The 21510-nt window shown below is 71.2% G+C and carries 20 protein-coding genes; 4 read left to right on the forward strand and 16 right to left on the reverse strand.

Going from position 1 to position 21510, the window contains the following annotated elements; translation table 11 throughout:
- Window positions 1-86: 86 nt before the first annotated feature.
- From hpnH to GA0115234_RS38605, 14 genes are all read right to left on the reverse strand, one after another.
- Entirely contained in the window at window positions 87-1106 is a 1020-nt protein-coding gene (hpnH, locus tag GA0115234_RS38540) for an adenosyl-hopene transferase HpnH (protein ID WP_093551108.1), read from the reverse strand.
- Window positions 1107-1111: 5 nt separating this feature from the next.
- On the reverse strand, window positions 1112-1771 hold the full coding sequence (locus GA0115234_RS38545; RefSeq protein WP_093551110.1) for a phosphorylase family protein: 660 nt from the start codon (window positions 1769-1771) through the stop codon (window positions 1112-1114).
- A complete protein-coding gene (shc, locus tag GA0115234_RS38550; protein WP_093551111.1) occupies window positions 1771-3771 on the reverse strand; it encodes a squalene--hopene cyclase in 2001 nt (666 codons plus the stop codon). The genes GA0115234_RS38545 and shc overlap by 1 nt, the downstream gene beginning before the upstream one ends.
- A 107-nt stretch (window positions 3772-3878) precedes the next feature.
- Window positions 3879-4982: a polyprenyl synthetase family protein gene (locus GA0115234_RS38555; RefSeq protein WP_176729393.1), complete on the reverse strand. Its 1104-nt coding sequence runs from the start codon at window positions 4980-4982 to the stop codon at window positions 3879-3881.
- Window positions 4979-6367 (reverse strand): hydroxysqualene dehydroxylase HpnE, encoded by a 1389-nt coding sequence (gene hpnE, locus GA0115234_RS38560; protein ID WP_093551115.1) that lies wholly within the window; start codon window positions 6365-6367, stop codon window positions 4979-4981. The genes GA0115234_RS38555 and hpnE overlap by 4 nt, the downstream gene beginning before the upstream one ends.
- 118 nt (window positions 6368-6485) lie before the next feature.
- Complete coding sequence (hpnD, locus tag GA0115234_RS38565; RefSeq protein WP_176729394.1) at window positions 6486-7406, reverse strand: presqualene diphosphate synthase HpnD; 921 nt, start codon at window positions 7404-7406, stop codon at window positions 6486-6488.
- Between the two features lie 29 nt (window positions 7407-7435).
- Entirely contained in the window at window positions 7436-8356 is a 921-nt protein-coding gene (gene hpnC, locus GA0115234_RS38570) for a squalene synthase HpnC (RefSeq protein WP_093551118.1), read from the reverse strand.
- A gap of 445 nt (window positions 8357-8801) precedes the next feature.
- Window positions 8802-9587 (reverse strand): ABC transporter ATP-binding protein, encoded by a 786-nt coding sequence (locus GA0115234_RS38575; protein ID WP_093551121.1) that lies wholly within the window; start codon window positions 9585-9587, stop codon window positions 8802-8804.
- Window positions 9580-10509, reverse strand: coding sequence for an ABC transporter permease (locus GA0115234_RS38580; protein WP_093551122.1), 930 nt, complete (start codon window positions 10507-10509; stop codon window positions 9580-9582). Before GA0115234_RS38580 ends, GA0115234_RS38575 begins: the two co-directional genes overlap by 8 nt.
- Before the next feature lie 107 nt (window positions 10510-10616).
- Window positions 10617-11489, reverse strand: a complete 873-nt coding sequence (locus GA0115234_RS38585; protein ID WP_176729395.1) for a glycosyltransferase family 2 protein — start codon at window positions 11487-11489, stop codon at window positions 10617-10619.
- 8 nt (window positions 11490-11497) lie between these two features.
- The gene (locus GA0115234_RS38590) at window positions 11498-12277 is read right to left on the reverse strand and encodes a CDP-alcohol phosphatidyltransferase family protein (RefSeq protein WP_093551126.1); all 780 of its coding nucleotides are present in this window, start codon (window positions 12275-12277) and stop codon (window positions 11498-11500) included.
- Window positions 12255-13316 carry an iron-containing alcohol dehydrogenase family protein gene (locus GA0115234_RS38595; protein ID WP_093551128.1) on the reverse strand — a complete coding sequence of 354 codons (1062 nt, stop codon included), beginning with the start codon at window positions 13314-13316 and terminating at the stop codon, window positions 12255-12257. Before GA0115234_RS38595 ends, GA0115234_RS38590 begins: the two co-directional genes overlap by 23 nt.
- Complete coding sequence (locus GA0115234_RS38600) at window positions 13304-14041, reverse strand: phosphocholine cytidylyltransferase family protein (protein WP_093551130.1); 738 nt, start codon at window positions 14039-14041, stop codon at window positions 13304-13306. Before GA0115234_RS38600 ends, GA0115234_RS38595 begins: the two co-directional genes overlap by 13 nt.
- The gene (locus GA0115234_RS38605) at window positions 14038-15636 is read right to left on the reverse strand and encodes a CDP-alcohol phosphatidyltransferase family protein (RefSeq protein ID WP_256088922.1); all 1599 of its coding nucleotides are present in this window, start codon (window positions 15634-15636) and stop codon (window positions 14038-14040) included. The genes GA0115234_RS38600 and GA0115234_RS38605 overlap by 4 nt, the downstream gene beginning before the upstream one ends.
- A 609-nt stretch (window positions 15637-16245) precedes the next feature.
- On the opposite strand from GA0115234_RS38605, the gene GA0115234_RS38610 reads away from it, so the two are divergent.
- From GA0115234_RS38610 to idi, 3 genes are all read left to right on the forward strand, one after another.
- The gene (locus GA0115234_RS38610) at window positions 16246-17187 is read left to right on the forward strand and encodes a cation diffusion facilitator family transporter (RefSeq protein WP_093551134.1); all 942 of its coding nucleotides are present in this window, start codon (window positions 16246-16248) and stop codon (window positions 17185-17187) included.
- 206 nt (window positions 17188-17393) lie between these two features.
- Window positions 17394-18662 (forward strand): bifunctional class I SAM-dependent methyltransferase/N-acetyltransferase, encoded by a 1269-nt coding sequence (locus tag GA0115234_RS38615; RefSeq protein WP_093551136.1) that lies wholly within the window; start codon window positions 17394-17396, stop codon window positions 18660-18662.
- A 147-nt stretch (window positions 18663-18809) separates the two neighbouring features.
- Window positions 18810-19403 (forward strand): isopentenyl-diphosphate Delta-isomerase, encoded by a 594-nt coding sequence (idi, locus tag GA0115234_RS38620; protein ID WP_093551138.1) that lies wholly within the window; start codon window positions 18810-18812, stop codon window positions 19401-19403.
- 48 nt (window positions 19404-19451) lie between these two features.
- Here idi and GA0115234_RS38625 read toward each other — a convergent pair whose 3' ends face one another.
- Window positions 19452-19907 (reverse strand): ATP-binding protein, encoded by a 456-nt coding sequence (locus GA0115234_RS38625; protein WP_093551140.1) that lies wholly within the window; start codon window positions 19905-19907, stop codon window positions 19452-19454.
- 135 nt (window positions 19908-20042) lie between these two features.
- Complete coding sequence (locus tag GA0115234_RS38630; protein ID WP_093551142.1) at window positions 20043-20666, reverse strand: HdeD family acid-resistance protein; 624 nt, start codon at window positions 20664-20666, stop codon at window positions 20043-20045.
- A gap of 80 nt (window positions 20667-20746) precedes the next feature.
- Between GA0115234_RS38630 and GA0115234_RS38635 the strand changes: the two genes are divergently transcribed.
- A complete protein-coding gene (locus tag GA0115234_RS38635) occupies window positions 20747-21505 on the forward strand; it encodes an enoyl-CoA hydratase/isomerase family protein (RefSeq protein ID WP_093551144.1) in 759 nt (252 codons plus the stop codon).
- The last annotated feature ends 5 nt before the right edge of the window (window positions 21506-21510 follow it).

The following is a 21510-nucleotide window of genomic DNA, read 5'->3' on the forward strand; positions in this document are numbered from 1 at the left end:
TGCGCCGCGAGTGGCGGCGCATCGCGAGCGGTCGGGCCGGCAACTCGGGGAGACCCAGTGCGACCGGCTCTCCAGCGGTCATGGCGTCACCGGTTCCCGGAGATGGTCTCGCGCGCCGCGCGCAGGGATTCCTTCAGCGATCCCATGGTGGCGAGCACGGCGGTGGGCTCGTAGCCGCAGTGCGCCATGCAGTTGGCGCAGCGCGGGTCCTTGCCCCGGCCGTACTTGTCCCAGTCGGTCTCCTCGATGAGCTGACGGTACGTCGGCACGTAGCCGTCGCTCATCAGGTAGCAGGGCCGCTGCCAGCCGAACAGCGAATAGTTCGGGATGGCCCAGGCCGTGCACGGGAAGTCCGCCTTGCCTTCCAGGAAGTCCAGGAAGAGCGGCGAGTGGTTCAGCCGCCAGCGGGCCCGGTTGCCGCCCGCGAACGCCTTCTTGAAGAGTTCGCGGGTCTGCTCGACGCCCAGGAAGTGCTCCTGGTCCGGGGCCTTCTCGTAGGCGTAGGCGGGCGAGATCATCATCTCGTCGACCTTCAGGTCGTCATTGAGGTAGTTGAGGACCTCGATGATGGTCTGCGGGGTGTCGGTGTTGAAGAAGGTGGAGTTGGTGGTGACCCGGAAGCCGCGCCGCTTGGCCTCCTTCATCGCCGCCACCGCCTCGTCGAAAACGCCTTCCTTGGCGACCGATTCGTCGTGCCGTTCCCGCAGCCCGTCGATGTGCACGGCGAAGGCGAAGTACGGCGAGGGCGTGAATTTCTCCATCTTCTTCCGCATCAGCATCGCGTTGGTGCACAGGAAGACGTATTTCTTGCGCGCCACCAGCTGCCGGACGATCTCATCGATCTGCGGGTGCATCAGCGGTTCGCCGCCCGCGATGGAGACCATCGGGGCACCCGATTCGAGCACGGCGCCCACGGCCTGGGCCACCGGCATGCGCTGCTTGAGCACGCCGGCCGGGTGCTGGATCTTCCCGCAGCCCTCGCACGCGAGATTGCAGGCGAACAGAGGCTCCAATTCCACGATGAGCGGGAATTTCTCCCGCTTACGGAGCTTCTGCTCCATGAGATACGTCGCAACCTTGATGGACTGACGGAGCGGCATGGCCATCTGGCTCACCTCCTGGGGAGCAGCAAAGATCGGTGCCATTCGTAGAAAGCAGGCAGGACGGCACGGAGAACACGGAAGGCTGATATTCCACCGCGTATCGTGCCGATGCGGACGAGCTCATGCTCCGGAGCATCCACGACCACCCGTACGGCGGCAACCGGACGCGGCCCGGAACGCAGAGCGGTGCGCAGAGTGGCGGCGGACTCCATGTCCACCGCGATCGCCCCGGTGGCCCGCAGCTCGGCCCGCCCGGGTCCGCGTACGACATGGGCGGAGCCGGCCAGCGGACCGGTGTGGACGGCGCGGCCGGGCACCGCCCTGGCCAGGGCCTCGGCGAGCAGGCCCGGACCGGTGCAGACCGTCGAGTCCCCGGCTTCCCGGGTCTCGTCGGCGACCACCAGGTCCCCGGGGTGCATCCCGGGGACCAGCCCGGCGCAGAACCCGGAGGCGAGGACCACCGTGGTGCTCGCCCGGTCCCGGCCGAGCGCCCGCGAGACGGCCTCCTCGGCGGCCGCGGGCCCCATGCCCGTACGGAGCACGGCCACCGGTCCGGGGGCGGCGCCGGCCCTGCCCCGGCCGCTGCGCAGGGCGAACTGCTCGATGCCGAGCGCGCAGGCGATCAGCAGCGGCGCCTCGGGGGCGGCCGTTCCCGGCCCGTCGGCCATCAGGCCTCCTTGCGGGTGGCCGTGCGGTCGGCGAACGGTTCGCCGTACACGTAGCGCCCGAGTGCGGTGAGCGGGAAAACCTGCCGGTAGAGGTGGTAGTTGATGGAGAAGTCCCACGGGAATCCGGTGCCCGTGAAGTACGGCTCGTCCCAGGACCCGTCGGGCCGCTGCGTCTCGCCGAGCCAGGAGACCCCGCGCTGGACGGCCCCGCTGTCCCGTCGTCCCGCGGCGAGCAGCGCGAGCAGCGCCCAGGCGGTCTGGGAGGGGGTCGAGGCGCCGTGCCCGATCCACTTCTCCTCCCGGTACGAGCGCAGGTCCTCGCCCCAGCCGCCGTCGTCGTTCTGCACGGACTCCAGCCAGCCGACCGCGCGGCGGATCGCCGGGTGCGTCGGGGGCAGCCCGGCGGCCACCAGCGCGGGCACCACCGAGCCCGTGCCGTAGACGTAGTTGACGCCCCAGCGGCCGAACCAGGCGCCGCTCGCCTCCTGTTCGGCGAGCAGCCACTCGATGCCGCGCCGGGTGACCCGGTGTCCGGACCGCCCCTCGACGGCGAGCATCTCCACCACGTGCCCGGTGACATCGGCGGACGGTGGGTCGATGACCTCGCCGAAGTCGCAGAAGGGCAGCCGGTTGGGGAACCCGCTGGTGTTGTCGGCGTCGAAGGCGCCCCAGGCCCCGTTGCGGGACTGCATACCGATGTTCCAGCGGACTCCGCGCCTGATCGCGGCCTCGACACGGGCCCGGTCCGGGTGGCGGACCCGGCGCAGGGCGAGGACCACCTCGGCGGTGTCGTCGATGTCCGGGTAGTTGTCGTTGTGGAACTCGAAGGCCCAGCCGCCGGGGTTGAGCCGGGGGCGGCGCACGGACCAGTCACCGGGCCGGACGATCTCCTCGCCGAGCATCCAGTCCGCGGCCTTCACGAGCGCGGGGTGGTCGGGGCTGACGCCCGCGTCGGCGAGCGCGATGGTGGCGAGGCAGGTGTCCCACACCGGGGACTGACAGGCCTCGATCATCCGGGCGCCGTCCTCGCGCCACACGGCGAACCGGTCGAGCGATTCGAGGCCGGCCCGCATCACCGGGTGGTCCAGGTCGTAGCCGAGCAGATGCAGCGCGATGATGGAGTACACGGCGGGCGGCTGGATACCGCCCCAGCAGCCGTCGTTCTCCTGGCGTTCGATGATCCAGCGGGCCGCGGCGTTCATCGCGGTCCGGCGCAGCTTGCGCGGTGCGATCCGGTGGTAGACGTGCAGCGCCTTGTCCAGGCGATGGAACACACCGTCCCAGCTCGCGGCCGGCGCGGGGCGCCGGGGCGGATTCGGGTTACGGGGGTCGGTGTGCAGTTCGTCGAGCGCGAAGGGGGCCGGGCGTACCGGCCGCTTCGCCGAGACGACGGTGAGCGGCACGATGGTCTGGCGCGCCCAGCAGCCGAAGTCGTAGATGTTGAGCGGGGCCCATTTCGGGAAGAACATCAGCTCGGGCGGGAGTTCCGGCAGGTCGTCCCATTTCCACCAGCCGAAGAGGGCGAGCCAGATCCGGGTGAAGACCCGGGCGGCGGCGACTCCGCCCTGTTCCCTGATCCATCCGGCGGCGCGGGCCATGTGCGGGTCGTCCGGCCGGTCCCCGGCCAGCCGCAGGGCCACGTACGCCTCGATGGTGGTGGAGAGTTCGCCGGGCCCGCCGTGGAAGGTGGCCCAGGTGCCGTCACCGAGCTGTTCACCGCGGATGAAGCGGCCGGCCGCTTCGACGGTGGCCGGGTCCTGGATGCCCAGGAACTGACGGAGCAGCAGGTCCTCGGCGTCCATGGTGACGTTGGTGGCGAGGTCGCCCTTCCACCAGCCCTGCTCGTCCTGCCTGCCGAGGAGGTGCTCCACCGAGCGTTCCGCGGCCCGCCGCGCGGCGGCGAGTACGTCGTCCGCGGCGATGGTTGTGTCGGTCGGTTGGCTGGCCGAGGCTGCGCGGGGGTTCACGGCCCCGGTGCTTCCGTCGGTCGTCGCTGTCATGGCTTCCCCTTCGTGCAGTGCGGTCCTCTGCTGTGCTGGGGTCTCCGTCGGCCGGTGCCTGTCAGGACACCGGCCGGCGACTGCGATTCATATGGAGCAGATGGTGATCATCTCTTTCGTACGACGACGAAGTCCGCGAGCGCCGTGAGCTGCGCCCGCACGGTCTGCGGCATGTCGACGCGGTGCAGCGCCTCGATGGCGACCGCATGCTGCCGACGGGCCTCCTGGGCGGTCCACTCGCGGCCGCCCGCCTCCTCGATGAGTGCCGCACGGGCGGCGAACTCCTCTTCGGAGAAGCTGTCGAAATCGGTGCTCTTGGCGTCGGCCGCGAGCAGTTCGCCCAGGTGCTCCGATGCCGGACCGCCCGCGGCGAGGGCGGCGACGACCGGGAGGGACTTCTTGCGCTGGCGCAGGTCGCTCCAGGTCTGCTTGCCGGTGGACTCGGGGTCGCCCCAGATGCCGAGCAGGTCGTCGACGGCCTGGAAGGCGAGGCCGAGGTGGTATCCGTACGCCTCCAGGGTGTCGGCGGTCCGGTCGTCGGCGCCGCCGAGGACCGCGCCGATGGAGCAGGCGCAGGCGAGCAGGGCGCCGGTCTTGTTGCCCTCCATCTCCAGGCACTCCTCGACGGTGACCCGCTCGCGGTGCTCGTAGGAGATGTCCTGGGCCTGACCGTCGATCAGCTTGCGGCTGGCCACGGTCAGCCTGCGGGTCGCGCGGCCCGCCTCGACGGTGCCGAGCTCCAGCAGGACCTCGTTGGCGAGGGCGAAGAGCGCGTCGCCGACCAGGATCGCCTGGGCGGGGCCGTGCACCTTCCAGACGGTGTCGCGGTGGCGGCGCTGTTCGTCGCCGTCCATCAGGTCGTCGTGCAGCAGCGAGAAGTTGTGCACGAGTTCGACGGCCACGGCGCCGGGGACGCCGGCCTCGGCGGCGGCGCCGGCGGCCTCCGCCGACAGCAGGGCGAGGGCCGGGCGCACGGCCTTGCCGCCGTCGCCGTCGGCGGGCTGTCCCTGGGCGTCGATCCAGCCGAAGTGGTAGGCGGCGACGGTGTCCATGGGCGGTGCGAGCCGGTCAACGGCGGCCCGGAGCACCGGCGTGGAAAGGGCCCGTCCGCGCTCCAGAAGCGCGGTGACGTCCGTGGTGTCGGCCACGGTGTCGAAAGCCGGATTCGCCGGGGTCACTGACTCTCCTCTTGTTCCGGTGGTACTGCTCATGCCGCCTCCTGCAGCGGATGTTCATGGGAGCGGCCGAGCGCCCGGAGCGCGGCGTCCGCCGCGCTGAACCCGCTGCGGACGGCACCCTCCATCGTCGCGGGCCAGCCGGTGGCCGTCCATGCTCCGGCCAGGCAGAGGCCGGGGAGACGGGTGCGGGCACCCGGCCGCAGCCGGCCGACGCCGGGGGCGGGGGCGAAGGTCGCCGTGCGCTCCCGGGTGACGAAGAAATCCCTGATGCCGGCCCCGCGGGCGGCCGGAAGGAGCCGCTCCAGCTCGGGCAGGTAGCGGCCGCGCAGCTCCGCGACGGGGAGGTCGATCTCCTCGTCGGCGGCGGACTGGGACACCGCGAGGTACTGCCCGGGGCCGGTGAGACCCGAGGCGTCCGTGCGGTCGAAGACCCACTGGACCGGGGAGCCGAGCGCGGCGAAGAACGGGCGGCGCAGCACCTCGCGGTCGTAGACGACGTGCACGTTGAGGATGGGCGAGGTGCCGATGTCGAGCAGCCGTCCGGGCTCGTCGAGCGCGCCTTCGGGCAGCAGGTCATGGGTCTCGCGCTGCGGGACGGCGAGGACGACGGTCTCCGCCTCGATCCGTTCGCCGCCGGTGTCCACGATCCACCCGCCGTCCTCCGTGCGGGTGAGGGCGGAGGCCTTCGTACGCAGTTCGGTGCGGACTCCGGCGGAGTCGAGCGCCTTGCCTGCCAGCGTGTCGTGCACCTCGCCGAGCGGGACGCTCGCCCAGCCGATGTCGGCGGCGCCGGGCTCGGAGAGGAGTCCGGTCTTGAAGACCTTCGCGGCCAGGGCCAGCGAGGAGTTCGGCGCGGTGGCGTTGAGCGTGGCGACGCCGACCAGGTCCCAGAGGGCCTCGATGGTGCGCGGCGACTGGCCGTGCCGGGCGAGCCAGCTCGCGAAGTCGACGGCGTCGAGCGCGGGGTCGTCGGGGTCCAGGCGGCCGAGCGCCAGTGCGGCGCGGCCGACGCCCGCCCGCTCGGCGAGTGAGAGGTGCGGGTACGTGGCCAGTCCGGCGGCGAGGTGGAAGGGCACCGGCAGGGCGTTGCGGCGCAGCCGTCCCAGCCGGGGGCCCGAAGGACGTCCGACGTCGAGAACGGGCACGTCCAAACGGTTTTGCAGGGGCGCGAGACGTGCCCCGTCGACGCGGTCGAGGAACCAGCGGTAGGCGGTGCAGCAGCGCAGGTACACATGCTGCCCGTTGTCGACCGTCAGTTCGCCGCGCCGGAAGGAGAAGGCGAGGCCGCCGAGCCGGGGCCGGCCTTCGAGCAGGGTCACGTCAAGCCCGGCGTCGGCGAGGCGCAGCGCCGAGGTGATTCCGGCGAGCCCGCCGCCGATCACGACCGCGCGGGAGGAGCGCGGGGCGTCGTCCGTCATGCGTCCTCCTTTCGCCGGGTCACTTCAGTCAGGGACGCGTCGGCACGGCACAGGGTTGATCGCCGGGCGGATCGGGTCTCCCTGCGGCACATGGTGCGCGAGATGTCCTCACGGCGCATCAGACACGCCCCCTGGTCGTGCGCCGGGAGATGTACCGGGCGTCGAGGCCGGACAGACCGCGCACCGCGACGTACGCCTTCTCGTGGCCCGGCAGCGAGACCCGGCCGCGCAGCACCGCCTCGGGGTCGCGCTCGATCCGGTCGAGCAGCCGCCGGTAGATGCCCGCCATGGCCGCGACGCAGGCTCCGCTGCGCCGGTCCAGCATCGGCAGCAGCCGGTACCCCTCGGCGAACAGCGTCCTGGCGCGCCGCACCTCGAAGTGGACGAGGCCCGCGAAGTCGGCGCCGGGTGGTGGTGTGGCCCGGTGGAAGCCGGCCGAGCAGCCGAACTTGGCGAGGTCGTCGGCGGGCAGGTAGGTCCGTCCGTTGCCCGCGTCCTCGCGGACGTCGCGCAGGATGTTGGTCAGCTGGAGCGCGAGGCCGAGCGTGTCGGCGTACTCCGCGGCCCGGTCGGCCCCCGGGGCTCCGGGCTCGGTGCCGAAGACGCCCAGGCTGAGGCGGCCGATGGCACCGGCGACGCAGCGACAGTAGACCTTGAGGTCGTCCCAGGTCTCGTACGTCGCGCCACGCACATCCATCAGTACGCCGTCGATGAGCTCGTCGAGCCCGCCGAGCGGGAGCGGGAATCTGCGCGCGGCGTCGGCGAGCGCGACGGCCACCGGGTCGGTGTCGTCCTCCTCGACCGCTCCGTCGCGGATCCGGTCCAGCACGGTGCGGGTGCTCTCCAGGCGGGCCCGCTTGGTGTCCGCGTCCAGCTCGCCGTCACCGATGTCGTCGACACGACGGGAGAAGGCGTACAGCGCCGACATGGCCTGTCGCTTCTCGGTCGGCAGCAGCCTGATGCCGTACGCGAAGTTACGCGCCTGCTGTCCGGTGACCGCCTCGCAGTAACTGTATGCGGCCTGTACCGGTGCCGACATGTACGTCGTCTGTCCCTCCACGGTCCGGCTCACCCCTCTCTACGCGCTCTTCGCAAGACAACTCCCACCTCGCGCAGCAGGCTGGGCTTGGTGGGCTTGGGCGGTCCGGGCAGTACATCGAACCCGGCGGCCGCGATCGCGGTGAGAGCGGCGCGCCCCCCTCCCACGAATCCGGCGAGAAGCAGCTTGAGCCTGCCGTGGACGCTACCCACCAGGGGGGTGCCTTCATTCAGCAGTTCCCGAGCGCGTTCCGCTTCGTACGCGACCAGTGAACGCACCGATGCGCCCCCCGAGGGGCTTGCGAGATCGGCCTCGGTGACATGGAACCGCGCCATGTCGTCGGCGGGCAGATAGATCCGGTCGCGGCCGAGGTCCTCGGTGACGTCCTGGAGGTGCTCGACGATCTGCAGGGCCGTGCAGACGGCGTCGGAACGGCGGACCCGCTCGGGGCTGGCGGTTCCGGTGATCTGCAGGACCAGCCGGCCCACGGGGTTGGCGGACAGCTCGCAGTAGGCCAGGAGCTCGTCGTACGTCCCGTAGCGGCGGACCTTCTGGTCCTGCCGGTTCGCCTCGATGAGGCCGAGGAAGGGTTCCGGGGTGAGCGCGCAGCGCCGCACGGTGGGGCGCAGTGCGCGCAGCAGGGGGTGACGGGGGCCGTCGCCCGAGGCGTCGAAGACCCGGTGCAGATCGGTCTCGAAGGCATCGAGCATGGCGAGCCGGTCCTCGGCCCCTGCGGGATCGAGGCCGAGGTGGCGGGCGTCCGCACCGCCGGGGGCGAGATCGCCGTCGCCGATGTCGTCGACGAGGCGTGCGTAGCCGTAGACGGCCATCAGGTCCTCGCGCCAGGCGCGGGGCAGGAAGAAGGGGGCTACGGGGAAATTCTCGTCCGCGGCCTTGTCGAGGGTGCTGGGCACGACGTCATCGGGGTGCGTCTGCCGGGTGGGGGTCACCGGGGGCCGCCCGGTGCTGGGACGGCGTGCGCACCTCGGAGCTGGAGATTTTCCGTCATTGCCGTCACATCTCCCGTTCTACACTGCCGACCCAAAACATCCCATTCCGGACACGCCGCCCGCTCTGCCGAGTGCGGAGCGCTGCCTACGGGCCGTGCACCAGGCACTATCGCGCCACTTGCCTCGAATCAGCACCGGTACAGCTTACGTTGTACAACGCTCATCCATACGGCGGGGTGTCGGGCGCGTTGCGGTAACGCTTTCCGCCCCGCCAACCTTCCCCGTACGCAAGGGAATTGACGTCATCCGACGGGACGAGATCGTGAGCGGGACATACCGCCGGGCGTGGAGGCGCCGACGGCGTTCCCTGATCCGGACAGCACGACGGCCCCCGCCGGAGGGTACCGGCAGAGGCCGCCGAGGTGGCGCGGAGCGGGACGGACCGCTACTTCCCGGTCTCGCGCTCGTACGCCTTGAGCACCTCGTCCGTCGGGCCGTCCATCAGCAGCTCGCCCTTCTCCAGCCACAGCACCCGGTCACAGGTGTCCCTGATGGACTTGTTGCTGTGGCTGACCAGGAAGACGGTGCCGGCCTCCTTGCGGAGCTCCCTGATGCGCTTCTCGGAGCGGATCTGGAACTTGCGGTCGCCGGTCGCCAGCGCCTCGTCGATCATGAGGACGTCGTGGTTCTTCGCGGCGGCGATGGAGAAGCGCAGCCGCGCGGCCATGCCCGAGGAGTACGTACGCATCGGCAGGGTGATGAAGTCGCCCTTCTCGTTGATGCCGGAGAAGTCGACGATGCCCTGGTAGCGCTCGCGGATCTCCTCGCGGGACATGCCCATCGCGAGACCGCCGAGCACCACGTTGCGCTCGCCGGTCAGATCGCTCATCAGCGCGGCGTTCACCCCGAGCAGCGACGGCTGCCCGTCGGTGTAGACCTTGCCGTGCTCGGTCGGCAGCAGACCGGCGATGGCCCGCAGCAGCGTCGACTTGCCGGAGCCGTTGGTCCCGATGAGGCCGATCGCCTCGCCCCGGTAGGCGGTGAAGGAGACACCGCGGACGGCGTGCACCTTGCGCACCCCGCGGGGCTCGCCCTTTCCCCGGCGCAGGATCCGGCTCAGCGCCGCGGTGGCGCTGCCCTTGCCGCCGCCCGCGCCGTTGACCCGGTACACGATGTGCACGTCGTCGGCGATGACGGTGGGGACACGTCCCTGAGTCTTGTCGTCAGCCACGGCCGTACCGTTCCTCTGCCTTCCAGAAGTACACGAAGCCCACGAGGCCCATGAGGACCGCCCAGGCGAGCGCCACGATCCAGACGTGCGCCGGCAGGTTCCCCGCGCCGTACCCGTCGATCAGCGCGAAGCGGACCAGGTCCATGTAGATGGCCGCCGGGTTGTACTGGAGCAGATTGGCGATCCAGTCGGGCTTGTCCTTGAGCATCACCGGGATGGAGAACATGACGCCCGAGGCGTACATCCAGGTCCGCATGACGAACGGCATCAGCTGGGCGAGGTCCGGCGTCTTGCTGCCGAGCCTGGCCATGATCAGCGCCAGGCCGGTGTTGAAGACGAACTGCATGACCAGCGCCGGAATGATCAGCAGCCAGGACAGGCCCGGGTAGCTGCCGAAGGCGATGGCCACGGCCGCGAGCACGATCATGGAGAACAGCAGCTGCTGGAGCTGCTGGAGCGAGAACGAAATGGGCAGCGAGGCACGCGGGAAGTGCAGGGCCCGGACCAGCCCCAGGTTGCCGGAGATGGCCCGCACGCCCGCCATCACCGAACTCTGGGTGAAGGTGAAGACGAAGACGCCGGTCACCAGGAACGGGATGAAGACCTCCTGGCTCATTCCCTTCCTGGTGCCCAGGATCAGCCCGAAGATCAGGTAGTAGACCAGCGCGTTGAGCAGCGGCGTGGCCACCTGCCAGAGCTGGCCGAGCTTCGCCTGGCTGTACTGGGCGGTCAGCTTGGCCCTGGAGAAGGCCATGATGAAGTGGCGCCGGCCCCAGAGCTGCCGGATGTACTCGAAGAGCCCCGGCCGGGCGCCGCTCACCGTCAGGCCGTACTTGGTGGCCAGCTCGGCCGGGCTGAGGCCGTCGTCGGCGGATGGTGAGGTGCTCAAGGCCACCGCACCATCATGGGTTGTGTCACTCACCAGATGAAACTCTCGTATTCAAGATGCGCAGCCGGGCGCGGGCGCGGCTCGGAGCGGACAGGTCCCGTGGAGAAAACGTACGTCCCATGCTCTCAGAGGTGAGCCTCTCAGATCACGGGAGGTCGGCCCAGTCTGGTCAGCCGCCACACCGTGCGCCACTTCATCGGGCGGCGGGTACCGCACGGCGTGGACCAGCCCTCCCGGAAGCCGCCGAGCCAGGCCTTCAGCGCCGGGCCCGAGGGCCTGCGGACCAGGGTCAGCAGCAGCCACACCCCGAGGTAGACGGGCACCAGGGGCGCGGGCAGATTGCGCCGGGCGAGCCAGACCCGGTTGCGGGCCACCATGCGGTGGTACACCGCGTGCCGCGAGGGGGCGGTCGTCGGGTGGTCGAGGACCAGGTCCGCGCGGTAGTCGATCAGCCAGCCGGCGTCCAGCGCCCGCCAGGCGAGATCGGTCTCCTCGTGTGCGTAGAAGAACTGGCCGGGCAGCGGCCCGACCTCGGCGATGACCTCGGTGCGTACGGCGTTGGCGCCGCCGAGGAAGGTCGTCACGCGTGAGGAGCGCATCGGATCGGCGGCACGCAGCCGCGGTACGTGACGGCGCTGCGTCACCCCGGTGTCCGGGTCGGCGATGCGGAAGCTGATGATGCCCAGCTCGGGATCGGCCTCGAAGGCCTGCCGGCAGAGCTCGGCGGTGTCGGTGAGCGGGAGCAGCCCGTCGTCGTCGAGGAAGAGCAGGGCGTCCACGTCGGCGCCGGACGGGCCGAAGGCCTCGATCCCGACATTGCGGCCGCCGGGGATGCCCAGGTTCTCGGGCAGCTCGATCGTCCGCACCCCCGCCGGGACGTCCGGTACGGGGGCGCCGTTGCCGACGACCACCACCTCGATCCGGTCGCCGTCCTGCCGGGCGACCGAATCGAGGAGGGCGCGGAGCTCGTCAGGACGGTTGCCCATCGTGATGATGACCGCGCCGAGCTTCATGGACGGGCTCACTTCAGCCTGCTGGACGCCAGGATCGACACCAGGTGCAGGAGCGTCTGCAGCAGCGCGATGCCGGCCAGCACCGCGACCATGAGACGGCTGAAGAACAGGTCGTCGCGGACCGTGTCGAGGACGGCCGCCACCAGGATGACCAGTGACGCCTCGACCCCGAGGATCAGCCGGTGGAACTTGAGCGCGCCGGCGGCACGGCGGGCGAGCGCCATCCCGGACGAGCGCGGCTCCGAGGCGGCCTCCTTGACCGGCGGCAGCCCGCCCTGGTGGCGGGCGACCCCGACCAGGTCGGTCTCGGCCTTGATCAGGATGGCGCCGAGCGCCGCGAGCGTGCCCAGGAAGGCCCAGAGCCAGTCGATCCGTCCGGTGCCCCACAGGTCGGCGGCGCGCAGGCCGAAGCCGACCAGCACGGCCGCGTCGCAGAGGTACGCGCCGACCCGGTCCAGATAGACCCCGCCCAGCGAGAACTGCTTCTTCCAGCGGGCCACCTCGCCGTCGACGCAGTCGAGCAGGAGGTAGAGCTGGACCATGAGCACCCCGAGCAGCGCACCGGGGATGCCCGGGACGAGCAGGGCCGGCGCGGAGAGCACTCCGGCGACCGTCATCACGTAGGTCAGCTGGTTGGGGGTGACCTTGGTGTTCACCAGGTGCCGGTCGATGCGCAGCGAGATCTCGCGCATGTAGAGCCGACCAGCCCAGTGCTCACCGCTGCGCCGGTCCTTCACACCCGGGGGGTGCACGACCGGACGGAGTTCAGCTATGGATGGCTTTTGCATAGTCGGCGTACGCGTCCCTGATCTGGTCGGTGGACAGGTTGAGGTGTTCCAGGATCGTGAAGCGCCCCGGACGGGTCTGCGGGGCGTAGTCGACGGCCTGGACGAATTCGTCGGCGGTGAAGCCGATCTCTTCGGGCATGACCGGAAGGCCGTGCCGGCGCAGGGTGGCCGCCATGAGCAGCGACTCCTCGCGCGCGCCGCGCAAATGCATGGCGAAGCAGGCGCCGAGGCCGACCTGCTCGCCGTGGCTGGCCGCGCGCCTGGGGTGCAGCAGATCGAAGGCGTGGTTGATCTCGTGGCAGGCGCCCGAGGCCGGCCGGGAGTCCCCGGCGACGGACATCGAGATGCCGGTCAGTACGAGGCCCTCGGCGAGCACCTTGAGGAAGGCGTCGTCGCCGATCCCGCCGGGATGCCGCAGCACGGCCTCGCCGGCCTGCCGGGCCATGGCCGCGGCGAGTCCGTCGATCTCCTCGCCGTTGACCTCGTGGGCGAGTTCCCAGTCGGCCACGCAGGAGATGTTGGAGACCGCGTCGCCGATGCCGGAGCGGACGAAGCGGGCCGGTGCCTGGCGGACTATGTCGAGGTCGATGACCACGGCGATCGGGGTGGGGACCCCGTAGGAGCCCCGGCCGTTGTCGTTGTCGAGCGTCGCGACGGGTGAGCAGAGGCCGTCGTGGGCGAGGTTCGTCGCCACCGCGACCATGGGCAGCCCGACCCGCGCGGCCGCGTACTTCGCCACGTCGACGATCTTGCCGCCGCCGAGGCCGACCACGGCGTCGTACCGGTTGCCCTTGATCTCGTCGGCCAGCTTGACCGCCGAGTCGAGGGTGCCGTCGGTCACCGGGTACCAGTGGGCGCCGGGCAGCGCGGGGGTCAGCCGCTCGCGCAGCGCGCGCCCCGAGCCGTCGCTGATCGCGACGGCGAGCTTGCCGGAGGCGGAGATCCGCTGGTCGGCGAGGAGGCCGGCCAGATCGTCCAGGGCGCCGCGACGGATGTCGACGACGACCGGGGACGGAATCAGCCGGGTCAGTACTGGCACGCGATCTCACGGCCCTTCGCGAGGTCGTCGTGGTTGTCGATCTCCACCCACGTCACTTCGCCGATGGGGGCCACGTCGACGGTGAAGCCACGGTTCACCAGCTCCTGGTAGCCGTCCTCGTAGTAGAGGTCGGGGTCGCGCTCGAAGGTCGCCTTCAGGGCGTCCGCGAGCTCCTCGGCGGCCTCGGGCTCGATGAGGGTGACACCGATGTACTCACCGGTGGCGGTGGCCGGGTCCATCAGCTTGGTGATGTGCCGCACGCCCTTGCCGTCCTCGGCGACGACCTTCATCTCCTCGTCGGCGAGGTGCTTCACCGTGTCGAGGGCGAGGATGATCCTCCGGCCGTCGCCCCGGGCCGCGAGCAGGGTCTTCTCGACGGAGACCGGGTGCACGGTGTCGCCGTTGGCGAGGATGACGCCGCGTCCCAGGACCTCACGGGCGCACCACAGGGAGTAGGCGTTGTTCCACTCCTCGGCCTTGTCGTTGTCGATCAGGGTGAGGGTGACGCCGTACTCCGCCTCCAGCTCGGCCTTGCGGGCGTACACGGCTTCCTTGCGGTAGCCGACGACGACGGCGACCTCGGTGAGACCGATCTCCGCGAAGTTGGCCAGCGTGAGGTCCAGCACCGTCTTCTCGCCGTCGACAGGCACGAGCGCCTTCGGAAGCGTGTCGGTGTGGGGGCGCAGACGCCGTCCTGCACCGGCTGCCAGTACGAGGCCGATCATGCGGTTTCTCCTTCGTCGTGAACGGCGGGTGCTCCGGAGGACACCCAGAAGCGGATGGACTCCACGAGCACCACCAGTGCCACTGCCACAGCGACTGTGGTGAGCGCCACGGTGAAAGCCGCGTGCCGGGTGAATACGGCGGCGAGTACGGCCACCACCAGGGTGCGGCCCTCGTGCCCGCCGATCGTCCGCACCAGCCACTGGGGCGGCGCGCCGGTGCCGCCGCGAATGCGGTACACCGTGTCGTAGTGATGGTAGGCGACGGCCGAGACCAGCCCGAAGGCCGCGGGAAGAGCCCCCTGCACATCGCTGCGGGCGGCCAGGACGAGGACGGTGCAGTACTCCGCCGCCCTGAACGCCGGGGGTACGAGCCAGTCGAGGGCCCCCTTGAGCGGGCGGGAGACCGCCATGCCGGACAGCATCGCGTAGACCACCGCGGCCAGGATGGTGTGCCAGCTGCCGAAGGGCTGCGAGAGCGCGGAGGCGATCATGAGCACCCCGGCGAGCAGGGCCGTGGCCGGGGCGCTCCAGCTGCCGCCGAGCCGGGGCCCGGCCACCGAGACGAACTGGGCGATCGGTCCGGAGTCGGCCAGCTCGGCGAGTGCGCGGGCGGCGCGGTCGGTGCGCTCGGCCTTGCGGGTCAGCGAGCGCAGCAGGCGGCCGGCGGTGGTGTAGCAGGCGGCGAAGGCACAGCCGATGAGCAGGGCGTAGAAGACGGTCCGGGGCGTGGTGACCGCGGTCAGTACCGCGATCATCGCCCAGCGCTCGCCGATCGGCAGCACGATCATCCGGCGCAGCCAGACGGTCCAGCCGACGCTGTCGAGCCGGTCGGAGAGTGCTGCCGTGGGGCTCGAATTGGCCACCGCGTCGTGGTTGGCCTCGTTGAACGAGAAGTCGATGACGTGCCGGCAGGCCTGGAGCACCATCGCGCCGAGGGCGAGCGCCCATACGTCGTCACCGCCGCGGGCGGCGCCGAGCGCGAGACCCGCGTAGTACGCGTACTCCTTGGCCCGGTCGAAGGTCGCGTCCAGCCAGGCGCCCATCGTCGAGTACTGCAGCGAGTAGCGGGCGAGCTGCCCGTCGGTGCAGTCCAGGACGAAGGAGAAGAGGAGCAGCAGTCCGGCGGCGATGTAGCCGCCGCGGGTGCCGGTCGCCGCGCTGCCGGCCGCGATCAGCGCGGTCAGCAGGGAGGCGGTGGTGACCTGGTTCGGCGTGAGGCCGCGGCGGGCGCACCAGCGGGCGATGTAGCGGGAGTACGGGCTGATGAAGAACGTGGTGAAGAAGCCGTCGTGGGCCTTCACGGCACTGCGCAGCCGCACCGCCTCGTCGTCGACCGCGTCACGGGCGCCGTGTGCCGCTTCGCGCTCCGGCTCGTCGACCGGCACGGCCGCGACCAGCGAGCCCAGCTCGGGGCGCTGCACGGCGGTGCCCCCGGCGTCCATGGTGACGGCGAGACGGCCCGGCAGGGTGCGGTCGGCGACCGGTACGGCGGACGTGCCCGTGGGGGCGCCCGCGCCGACGGCCTCGGCCGTTGCGTCCAGGGCCGAGACGAGCGCGGGGCGCGCCTCCGGCTGCGCGGTGAGCGCGCCGGGCACGGTGGCGGCGGGGAAGCGGGGGTCGGTCAGTCCGAGCCGGAGAGCGTGGACATGGCCGACGAAACGGGGATCGACCAGTGCGACGCGGCGGTCGGCGGGGACGGCCGAGAGCAGCCGTGCGGCCTCGGCCGCATCGGCGGCGACCTGTACGTCGAAGCCCAGTGACCGCAGATCGTCCGTGAGCGACGACCCGGGTACGAGTGCACCGGTGAGGATGGCGGTCGACAGACGAACTCACTCCTTGGTGCTGACGGGTTCGGCGCGCGGCAAAGTGGCCCGGATGCGGGCCGGCGGCACGTCGGCAGAGGCTATCGGATGAACGGAAGCGCGAGTTCACCGACCGTTTGCGCCCTGTTCGGGGTGGACCGGCATCATGCGACGCCGTCCGCGATCATCATCGTCGATCGTCACCTCACCTGACAAAACGCGAGGGTGCCGCCCCGCTCCCTCGCACCGCGCCACCGCCCTGACCTGCAAGCATTTCCGCAGGTCAGGGCAGATGACAACGGTGTTCAGTCCCGTGTTGCCGGATACCCCCCACCCGTAGTTGACTGGCTGTGCCCGGGGCGACCGCGTCCGGGACCGCGAGACGACCGGGAGGCGTTCCCCATGGGGGCAGGGCACGACCACGGGCACACACACGGCGGGCCGCCGCCCACCGGCACGGCCGCCGCCGCGTACAAGGGACGGCTGCGGATAGCACTCGGCATCACACTCACCGTGATGGTCGTGGAGATCGTCGGCGGTGTGCTCGCCGACTCCCTCGCGCTGGTCGCCGACGCGGCCCACATGGCGACCGACGCCCTCGGACTGGGCATGGCGCTGCTGGCGATCCACTTCGCCAACCGGCCGGCAGGGCCGAACCGCACCTTCGGCTACGCCCGCGCCGAGATCCTCGCCGCGCTGGCCAACTGTCTGCTGCTGCTCGGTGTCGGCGGTTTCCTGCTCCTCGAAGCCGTCGAGCGCTTCATCACCCCGGCCGAGACCCGGGGCGGGCTGACGATCGCCTTCGCCCTGGTCGGCATGGTCGCCAACATGATCTCCCTCTCGCTGCTGATGCGCGGGCAGAAGGACAGCCTCAATGTGCGCGGCGCCTATCTGGAGGTGCTCGCGGACACGCTCGGCTCGTTCGCGGTGCTGATCTCGGCGGGTGTCATCCTGACCACCGGCTGGCAGGCCGCCGACCCGATCGCCTCGCTCGTCATCGGCCTGATGATCGTGCCCCGTACGGTGAAGCTGCTCAGGGAGACGCTCAACGTGCTGCTGGAGTCGGCGCCCAAGGGGGTCGACATGGCCGAGGTACGGGCCCACATCACCGAGCTGCCCGGTGTGCTGGACGTCCACGACCTGCACGCCTGGACGATCACCTCGGGGATGCCGGTGCTCTCCGCCCATGTGGTGGTGCGCCAGGACATGCTCGACTCGATCGGGCACGAGAAACTCCTCCATGAGCTCCAGGGCTGCCTCGGCGTCCACTTCGACGTGGAGCACTGCACCTTCCAGCTGGAGCCGAGCGGCCATGCCGAGCACGAGGCCAGGCTCTGCCACTGAGGCCCGTTCGGCGGGCCGTGTAGGGTATTCGCAGAGGCGTTCGGCCTCCCCGCATACGAGAGAGGAGCTGAGGTTGATGACCGTCGCGAAGGCGCCTGCCCGGCGCAGCATCCGGTCCTTCCTCAACTCCCGGGTTCTCGGCTAGCACCCCGACTCGCACCGGGTCGATTCGTTGGCCGGAGCCCTCGTACCCAAGGGTTCCCACGTTGACCGACCACGACCACGCCGTCCGTACCGAGGCGTTCTTCTCCCTTCACCACGGCCTGCCCCGGCAGAGCCCCGGCTCCGACGCCACCGTCCGGCGGCTGCTGGAGTTCGCCGGCCCGCTGCCGCACCGTCCGCGCGTCCTGGATCTGGGCTGCGGTCCCGGCCGTGCCACGCTGCTCCTCGCCGCCGAGGCGGGCGCCGAGGTGACCGCCGTCGACCTCCATCAGCCCTTCCTCGACGAACTGCGCGCCGAGGCCGACGCGCGTGGGCTCGGCGACCGTGTCCGTACGGTCCGGGCCGACATGGCCGAGTTGTCCGGCCCCGACTTCCCCGACGGGTCGTTCGACCTCGTCTGGGCCGAGGGGTCGGCGTACCTCATCGGTTTCGACACCGCGCTGCGTGACTGGAAGCGGCTGCTCGCCCCCGGCGGCTCCCTCGTCGTCACCGAATGTGCCTGGACGACGGACGCGCCGACGGCCGAGGCGCGCGCCTTCTGGGAACAGGAGACGTCGATGCGCCCGGTGGCGGCCCACACCGCGGCCGCCGTGGCGTCCGGCTACCACGCCCTCGGGGTGCTGGTGCAGCCCGACAGCGACTGGGACGCGTACTACGTCCCGCTCGCCGAGCGCGTCGCGGGGGCCGACGCGTCGGCCCCCGGCATGGCGTGGGCGCTCGCGGCGACCCGCGAGGAGTTGGCCATGCGGCGCGACCACGGCACGGAGTACGGCTACGCCGGATACGTGCTGCGCCCCGCGGATCCCCGCTGGGCGGTCCGGCCGGAGACCGCGGCGGACACCGCGGCCGTGCACACGGTCAACGCCGCCGCGTTCCCGACGCCGGACGAGGCCGCTCTCGTCGACGCGCTGCGCGCCGACCCGGCGGCCTGGCTGCCCGGTCTCTCCCGGGTCGCCACCGACGGCCCGGACGGGGAGGTGGCGGCGTACGCCCTGCTGACCCGGTGCCGGGTCGGGGACACGCCCGCTCTCGCGCTGGCCCCGGTGGCGACGGCCCCGGAGCACCAGCGCCGGGGGGCGGGGCAGGCCGTGGTGCGGGCGGTGCTCGACGCGGCCAGGCTGCGCGGCGAGTCACTCGTCCTGGTCCTCGGCCATCCCGAGTACTACCCGAGGTTCGGCTTCGTACCGGCGTCGCGGTACGGGATCCGGCCCGGCTTCGACGTCCCGGACGAGGCGATGATGGCCCTGGTACTGGACGAATCCGTGCCGGTGCCGCAGGGCACGATCCGTTACCCGGCCGCCTTCGGCGTCTGACGCGCCGTCCGGTCCCGCCGCACCCCGTGGTGCGGCGGGACCGGACATGCCAGACCCCGAGGTGCGGACAAGCGGCTTTTGTACGGCAGACTTGACCGGAATCGACGGGACCGGCGCACCGGGCCGGGACCATAGCGAAGGATGGGTATGCCGACCACACCAGCCACCGCGACGCACAGCTCGTCGAACGGCACAGCAGAAGCGATCATGCTCGAACTGGTCGACGAGGACGGCATCACCATCGGTACGGCGGAGAAGCTCGCCGCCCATCAGCCACCCGGTCAGCTGCACCGCGCCTTCTCGGTCTTCCTCTTCGACGAGCAGGGCCGGCTGCTGCTCCAGCGCCGCGCGCTCGGCAAGTACCACTCCCCCGGTGTCTGGTCGAACACCTGCTGCGGCCACCCCTACCCCGGCGAGGCGCCCTTCGCCGCCGCCGCCCGGCGCACCCATGAGGAGCTGGGGATCTCGCCCTCGCTGCTGGCCGAGGCCGGCACGGTCCGCTACAACCACCCCGACCCGGCCTCCGGGCTGGTGGAGCAGGAGTTCAACCACCTCTTCGTGGGAATGGCCCAGGACGAGCTGCGGCCCGACCCGGAGGAGGTCGGCGAGACCGCGTTCGTGACGGCCGACGAGCTCGCCGAGCGGCACGCCAAGGCGCCGTTCTCGGCCTGGTTCATGACGGTGCTGGACGCCGCGCGTCCGGCGATCAGGGAGCTGACCGGGCCGTCCGCCGGCTGGTGACGGGCGGACGGCACCGGCTGCATCCGCGGCCGGGGCCCCTCCGGCCGGTCAGGGGCGAGGGCTCAGCGGCAGCGCCGCCCAGATGATCTTTCCGCCGCCTGCGGTGTGCTCCACATCGCAGGCTCCGCCCGCTTCCCGGGTGATCTCGCGGACCAGCAGCAGACCGCGCCCGCCGGTCTGGGCGTGGTCCGTCTCCAGGGCCGTCGGCCGGTAGGGGTGGTTGTCCTCGACGGACACCCTGATCCATTCCTCGCCGACGGCCACTTCGACGGCGAGCTCCGGCGAGAGCAGCGCGGCATGCTTCACCGCGTTGGTGACCAGCTCGGAGACGATGAGCAGCAGCCCCTCGGTGACGTCCTCGTCGAGCGGCACGCCCTGGCGTTCCAGCAGGTCGCGCACCGCGTGCCGGGCCTGCGGGACGGAGACGTCCACGGCCGGGGCGGTGAACCGCCAGACTCCCTCGTACGACACGGGCCGGGCGGGGACACTCCCGCGGCTCTCCATAGTCCGGTACCCGCTCTCCACTCGGTGGTGACTGCACGTCGAGTACAGAGTGCGGGGCGTAGTCGGTCCGGGCCGGGTCACTGAACAGAAGTCGACCCCTATCGACGTATTCCGACCGGACAGAACCTGAAGAACCTAACCTTCCGACCGCTTCTGCTCGTCTTGCCGGGATGGGTCGGTCAGCTCTCCGGTCACCCTCTGTTCCGAGACCACCGAGACGATACGGCGGCCGCCCACTCCCATGGCGATCAGGCCGAGCCCGTCGAAGAGCAGCACCAGCGAGAAGAAGAGGCCCAGGACGTAGAGACTGCTGTGCGGCCAGTCGAAGAGCACCAGCAGCCCCAGCAGCAGGCCGAAGGCGCCCTGCAGCAGCGTCCAGCCGAACTGTGGCCCGCGTACCACGACACTGCCCACGAGACGGAACACCCCGCCGGTCAGGAAGAGCAGCGCGGCGAACATGGTCAGCGCCTCGGCGGTGCCCTGCGGATGGCGGATGACGACGATTCCGGCGGCGATGTTCAGCGCCGCCACCACGACGCCCAGCCAGAAGAAATCGCTGCCGCGGGAGTCGATGGCGTGCAGCAGTCCGACGATGCCGCCGATCAGCAGCAGCCAGCCGAACAGGAGCATCGAGGTCAGCGTCGCGACGCCGGTGTAGACGAGACCGACGATGCCGGCCACGACGAGAAGGGTGCCGAGCAGGGCGAGCCGGCCGAAACTGCGGCTCAGCCTCCTGCCCTCGGTTGCGGGATCGGCCACGGGAAGCTCCTCACGGTGCGTGCCTGGTCGGCGACCCCTTCTTGATCATAGGTTCGAACCGTACGGATAGCATCCGGCGCATGGACCGTACCGAGCCCGGACTCGAACACACCGTCGCGGACGGCGTCGCCACCGTCGTCATCGGCAACCCCGCCAAACGGAATGCCATGACCGCCGCGATGTGGGGCGCGCTGCCCGTCCTGCTGGAGCGGCTGGCGGCCGACCCCGCGGTCCGGGTGCTGGTGCTGACGGGCGCCGGGGACACCTTCTGCGCCGGTGCGGACATCGCCTCGCTCCGGGACCCGGGGACGGATCCGCAGGCACTCGCCGTGGCGGCCGAGGAGGCGCTGGCGGCGTTCCCCCGGCCGACGCTCGCGGCCATCCGGGGCTACTGCGTGGGCGGGGGCAGCCAGCTGGCGGCCGCCTGCGATCTGCGGTTCGCCGAGGAGGGCGCGTCCTTCGGTGTCACGCCGGCCAAGCTCGGTGTCGTGTACGCCGCGGCGTCGACCCGGCGGCTGGTGGCGCTGACCGGCCCGGCCACGGCGAAGCATCTGCTGTTCTCCGGCGAGCTGATCGACACCGCGCGGGCGCTGCGTGCCGGTCTGGTCGACGAGGTGCTGCCGGCCGGCGGGCTGGACGAGCGGGTCGACGCGTATGTGCGGACCCTGGTGGCCCGCTCGGGGCTGACGCAGGCGGCGGCGAAGGAGTTCGCCACCGGGCGCGATGACCGGGACGCGTACTGGGCGGAGCAGGCGCGGCGCAGCGGCGACACCGCCGAGGGGGCCGCCGCCTTCCTGGAGCGGCGCGCGCCGCGCTTCACCTGGACGACCGGGCCGTGACGGCC

This window comes from Streptomyces sp. DvalAA-43 (assembly GCF_900091725.1).
GTDB lineage: Bacteria > Actinomycetota > Actinomycetes > Streptomycetales > Streptomycetaceae > Streptomyces > Streptomyces pulveraceus.

What these genes read in the sequence shown, in the direction of transcription:
- shc (WP_093551111.1), bottom strand. Translation starts at nt 3,771, where the DNA reads ATGACAGCGACGACCGACGGAAGCACCGGGGCCGTGAACCCCCGCGCA.
- GA0115234_RS38610 (WP_093551134.1), top strand. Translation starts at nt 16,246, where the DNA reads ATGGGGGCAGGGCACGACCACGGGCACACACACGGCGGGCCGCCGCCC.
- idi (WP_093551138.1), top strand. Translation starts at nt 18,810, where the DNA reads ATGCCGACCACACCAGCCACCGCGACGCACAGCTCGTCGAACGGCACA.
- GA0115234_RS38625 (WP_093551140.1), bottom strand. Translation starts at nt 19,907, where the DNA reads ATGGAGAGCCGCGGGAGTGTCCCCGCCCGGCCCGTGTCGTACGAGGGA.
- GA0115234_RS38555 (WP_176729393.1), bottom strand. Translation starts at nt 4,982, where the DNA reads ATGAGCAGTACCACCGGAACAAGAGGAGAGTCAGTGACCCCGGCGAAT.
- GA0115234_RS38585 (WP_176729395.1), bottom strand. Translation starts at nt 11,489, where the DNA reads ATGAAGCTCGGCGCGGTCATCATCACGATGGGCAACCGTCCTGACGAG.
- GA0115234_RS38600 (WP_093551130.1), bottom strand. Translation starts at nt 14,041, where the DNA reads ATGATCGGCCTCGTACTGGCAGCCGGTGCAGGACGGCGTCTGCGCCCC.
- hpnD (WP_176729394.1), bottom strand. Translation starts at nt 7,406, where the DNA reads ATGTCGGCACCGGTACAGGCCGCATACAGTTACTGCGAGGCGGTCACC.
- hpnH (WP_093551108.1), bottom strand. Translation starts at nt 1,106, where the DNA reads ATGGCCATGCCGCTCCGTCAGTCCATCAAGGTTGCGACGTATCTCATG.
- GA0115234_RS38545 (WP_093551110.1), bottom strand. Translation starts at nt 1,771, where the DNA reads ATGGCCGACGGGCCGGGAACGGCCGCCCCCGAGGCGCCGCTGCTGATC.
- GA0115234_RS38590 (WP_093551126.1), bottom strand. Translation starts at nt 12,277, where the DNA reads ATGCAAAAGCCATCCATAGCTGAACTCCGTCCGGTCGTGCACCCCCCG.
- hpnE (WP_093551115.1), bottom strand. Translation starts at nt 6,367, where the DNA reads ATGACGGACGACGCCCCGCGCTCCTCCCGCGCGGTCGTGATCGGCGGC.
- GA0115234_RS38635 (WP_093551144.1), top strand. Translation starts at nt 20,747, where the DNA reads ATGGACCGTACCGAGCCCGGACTCGAACACACCGTCGCGGACGGCGTC.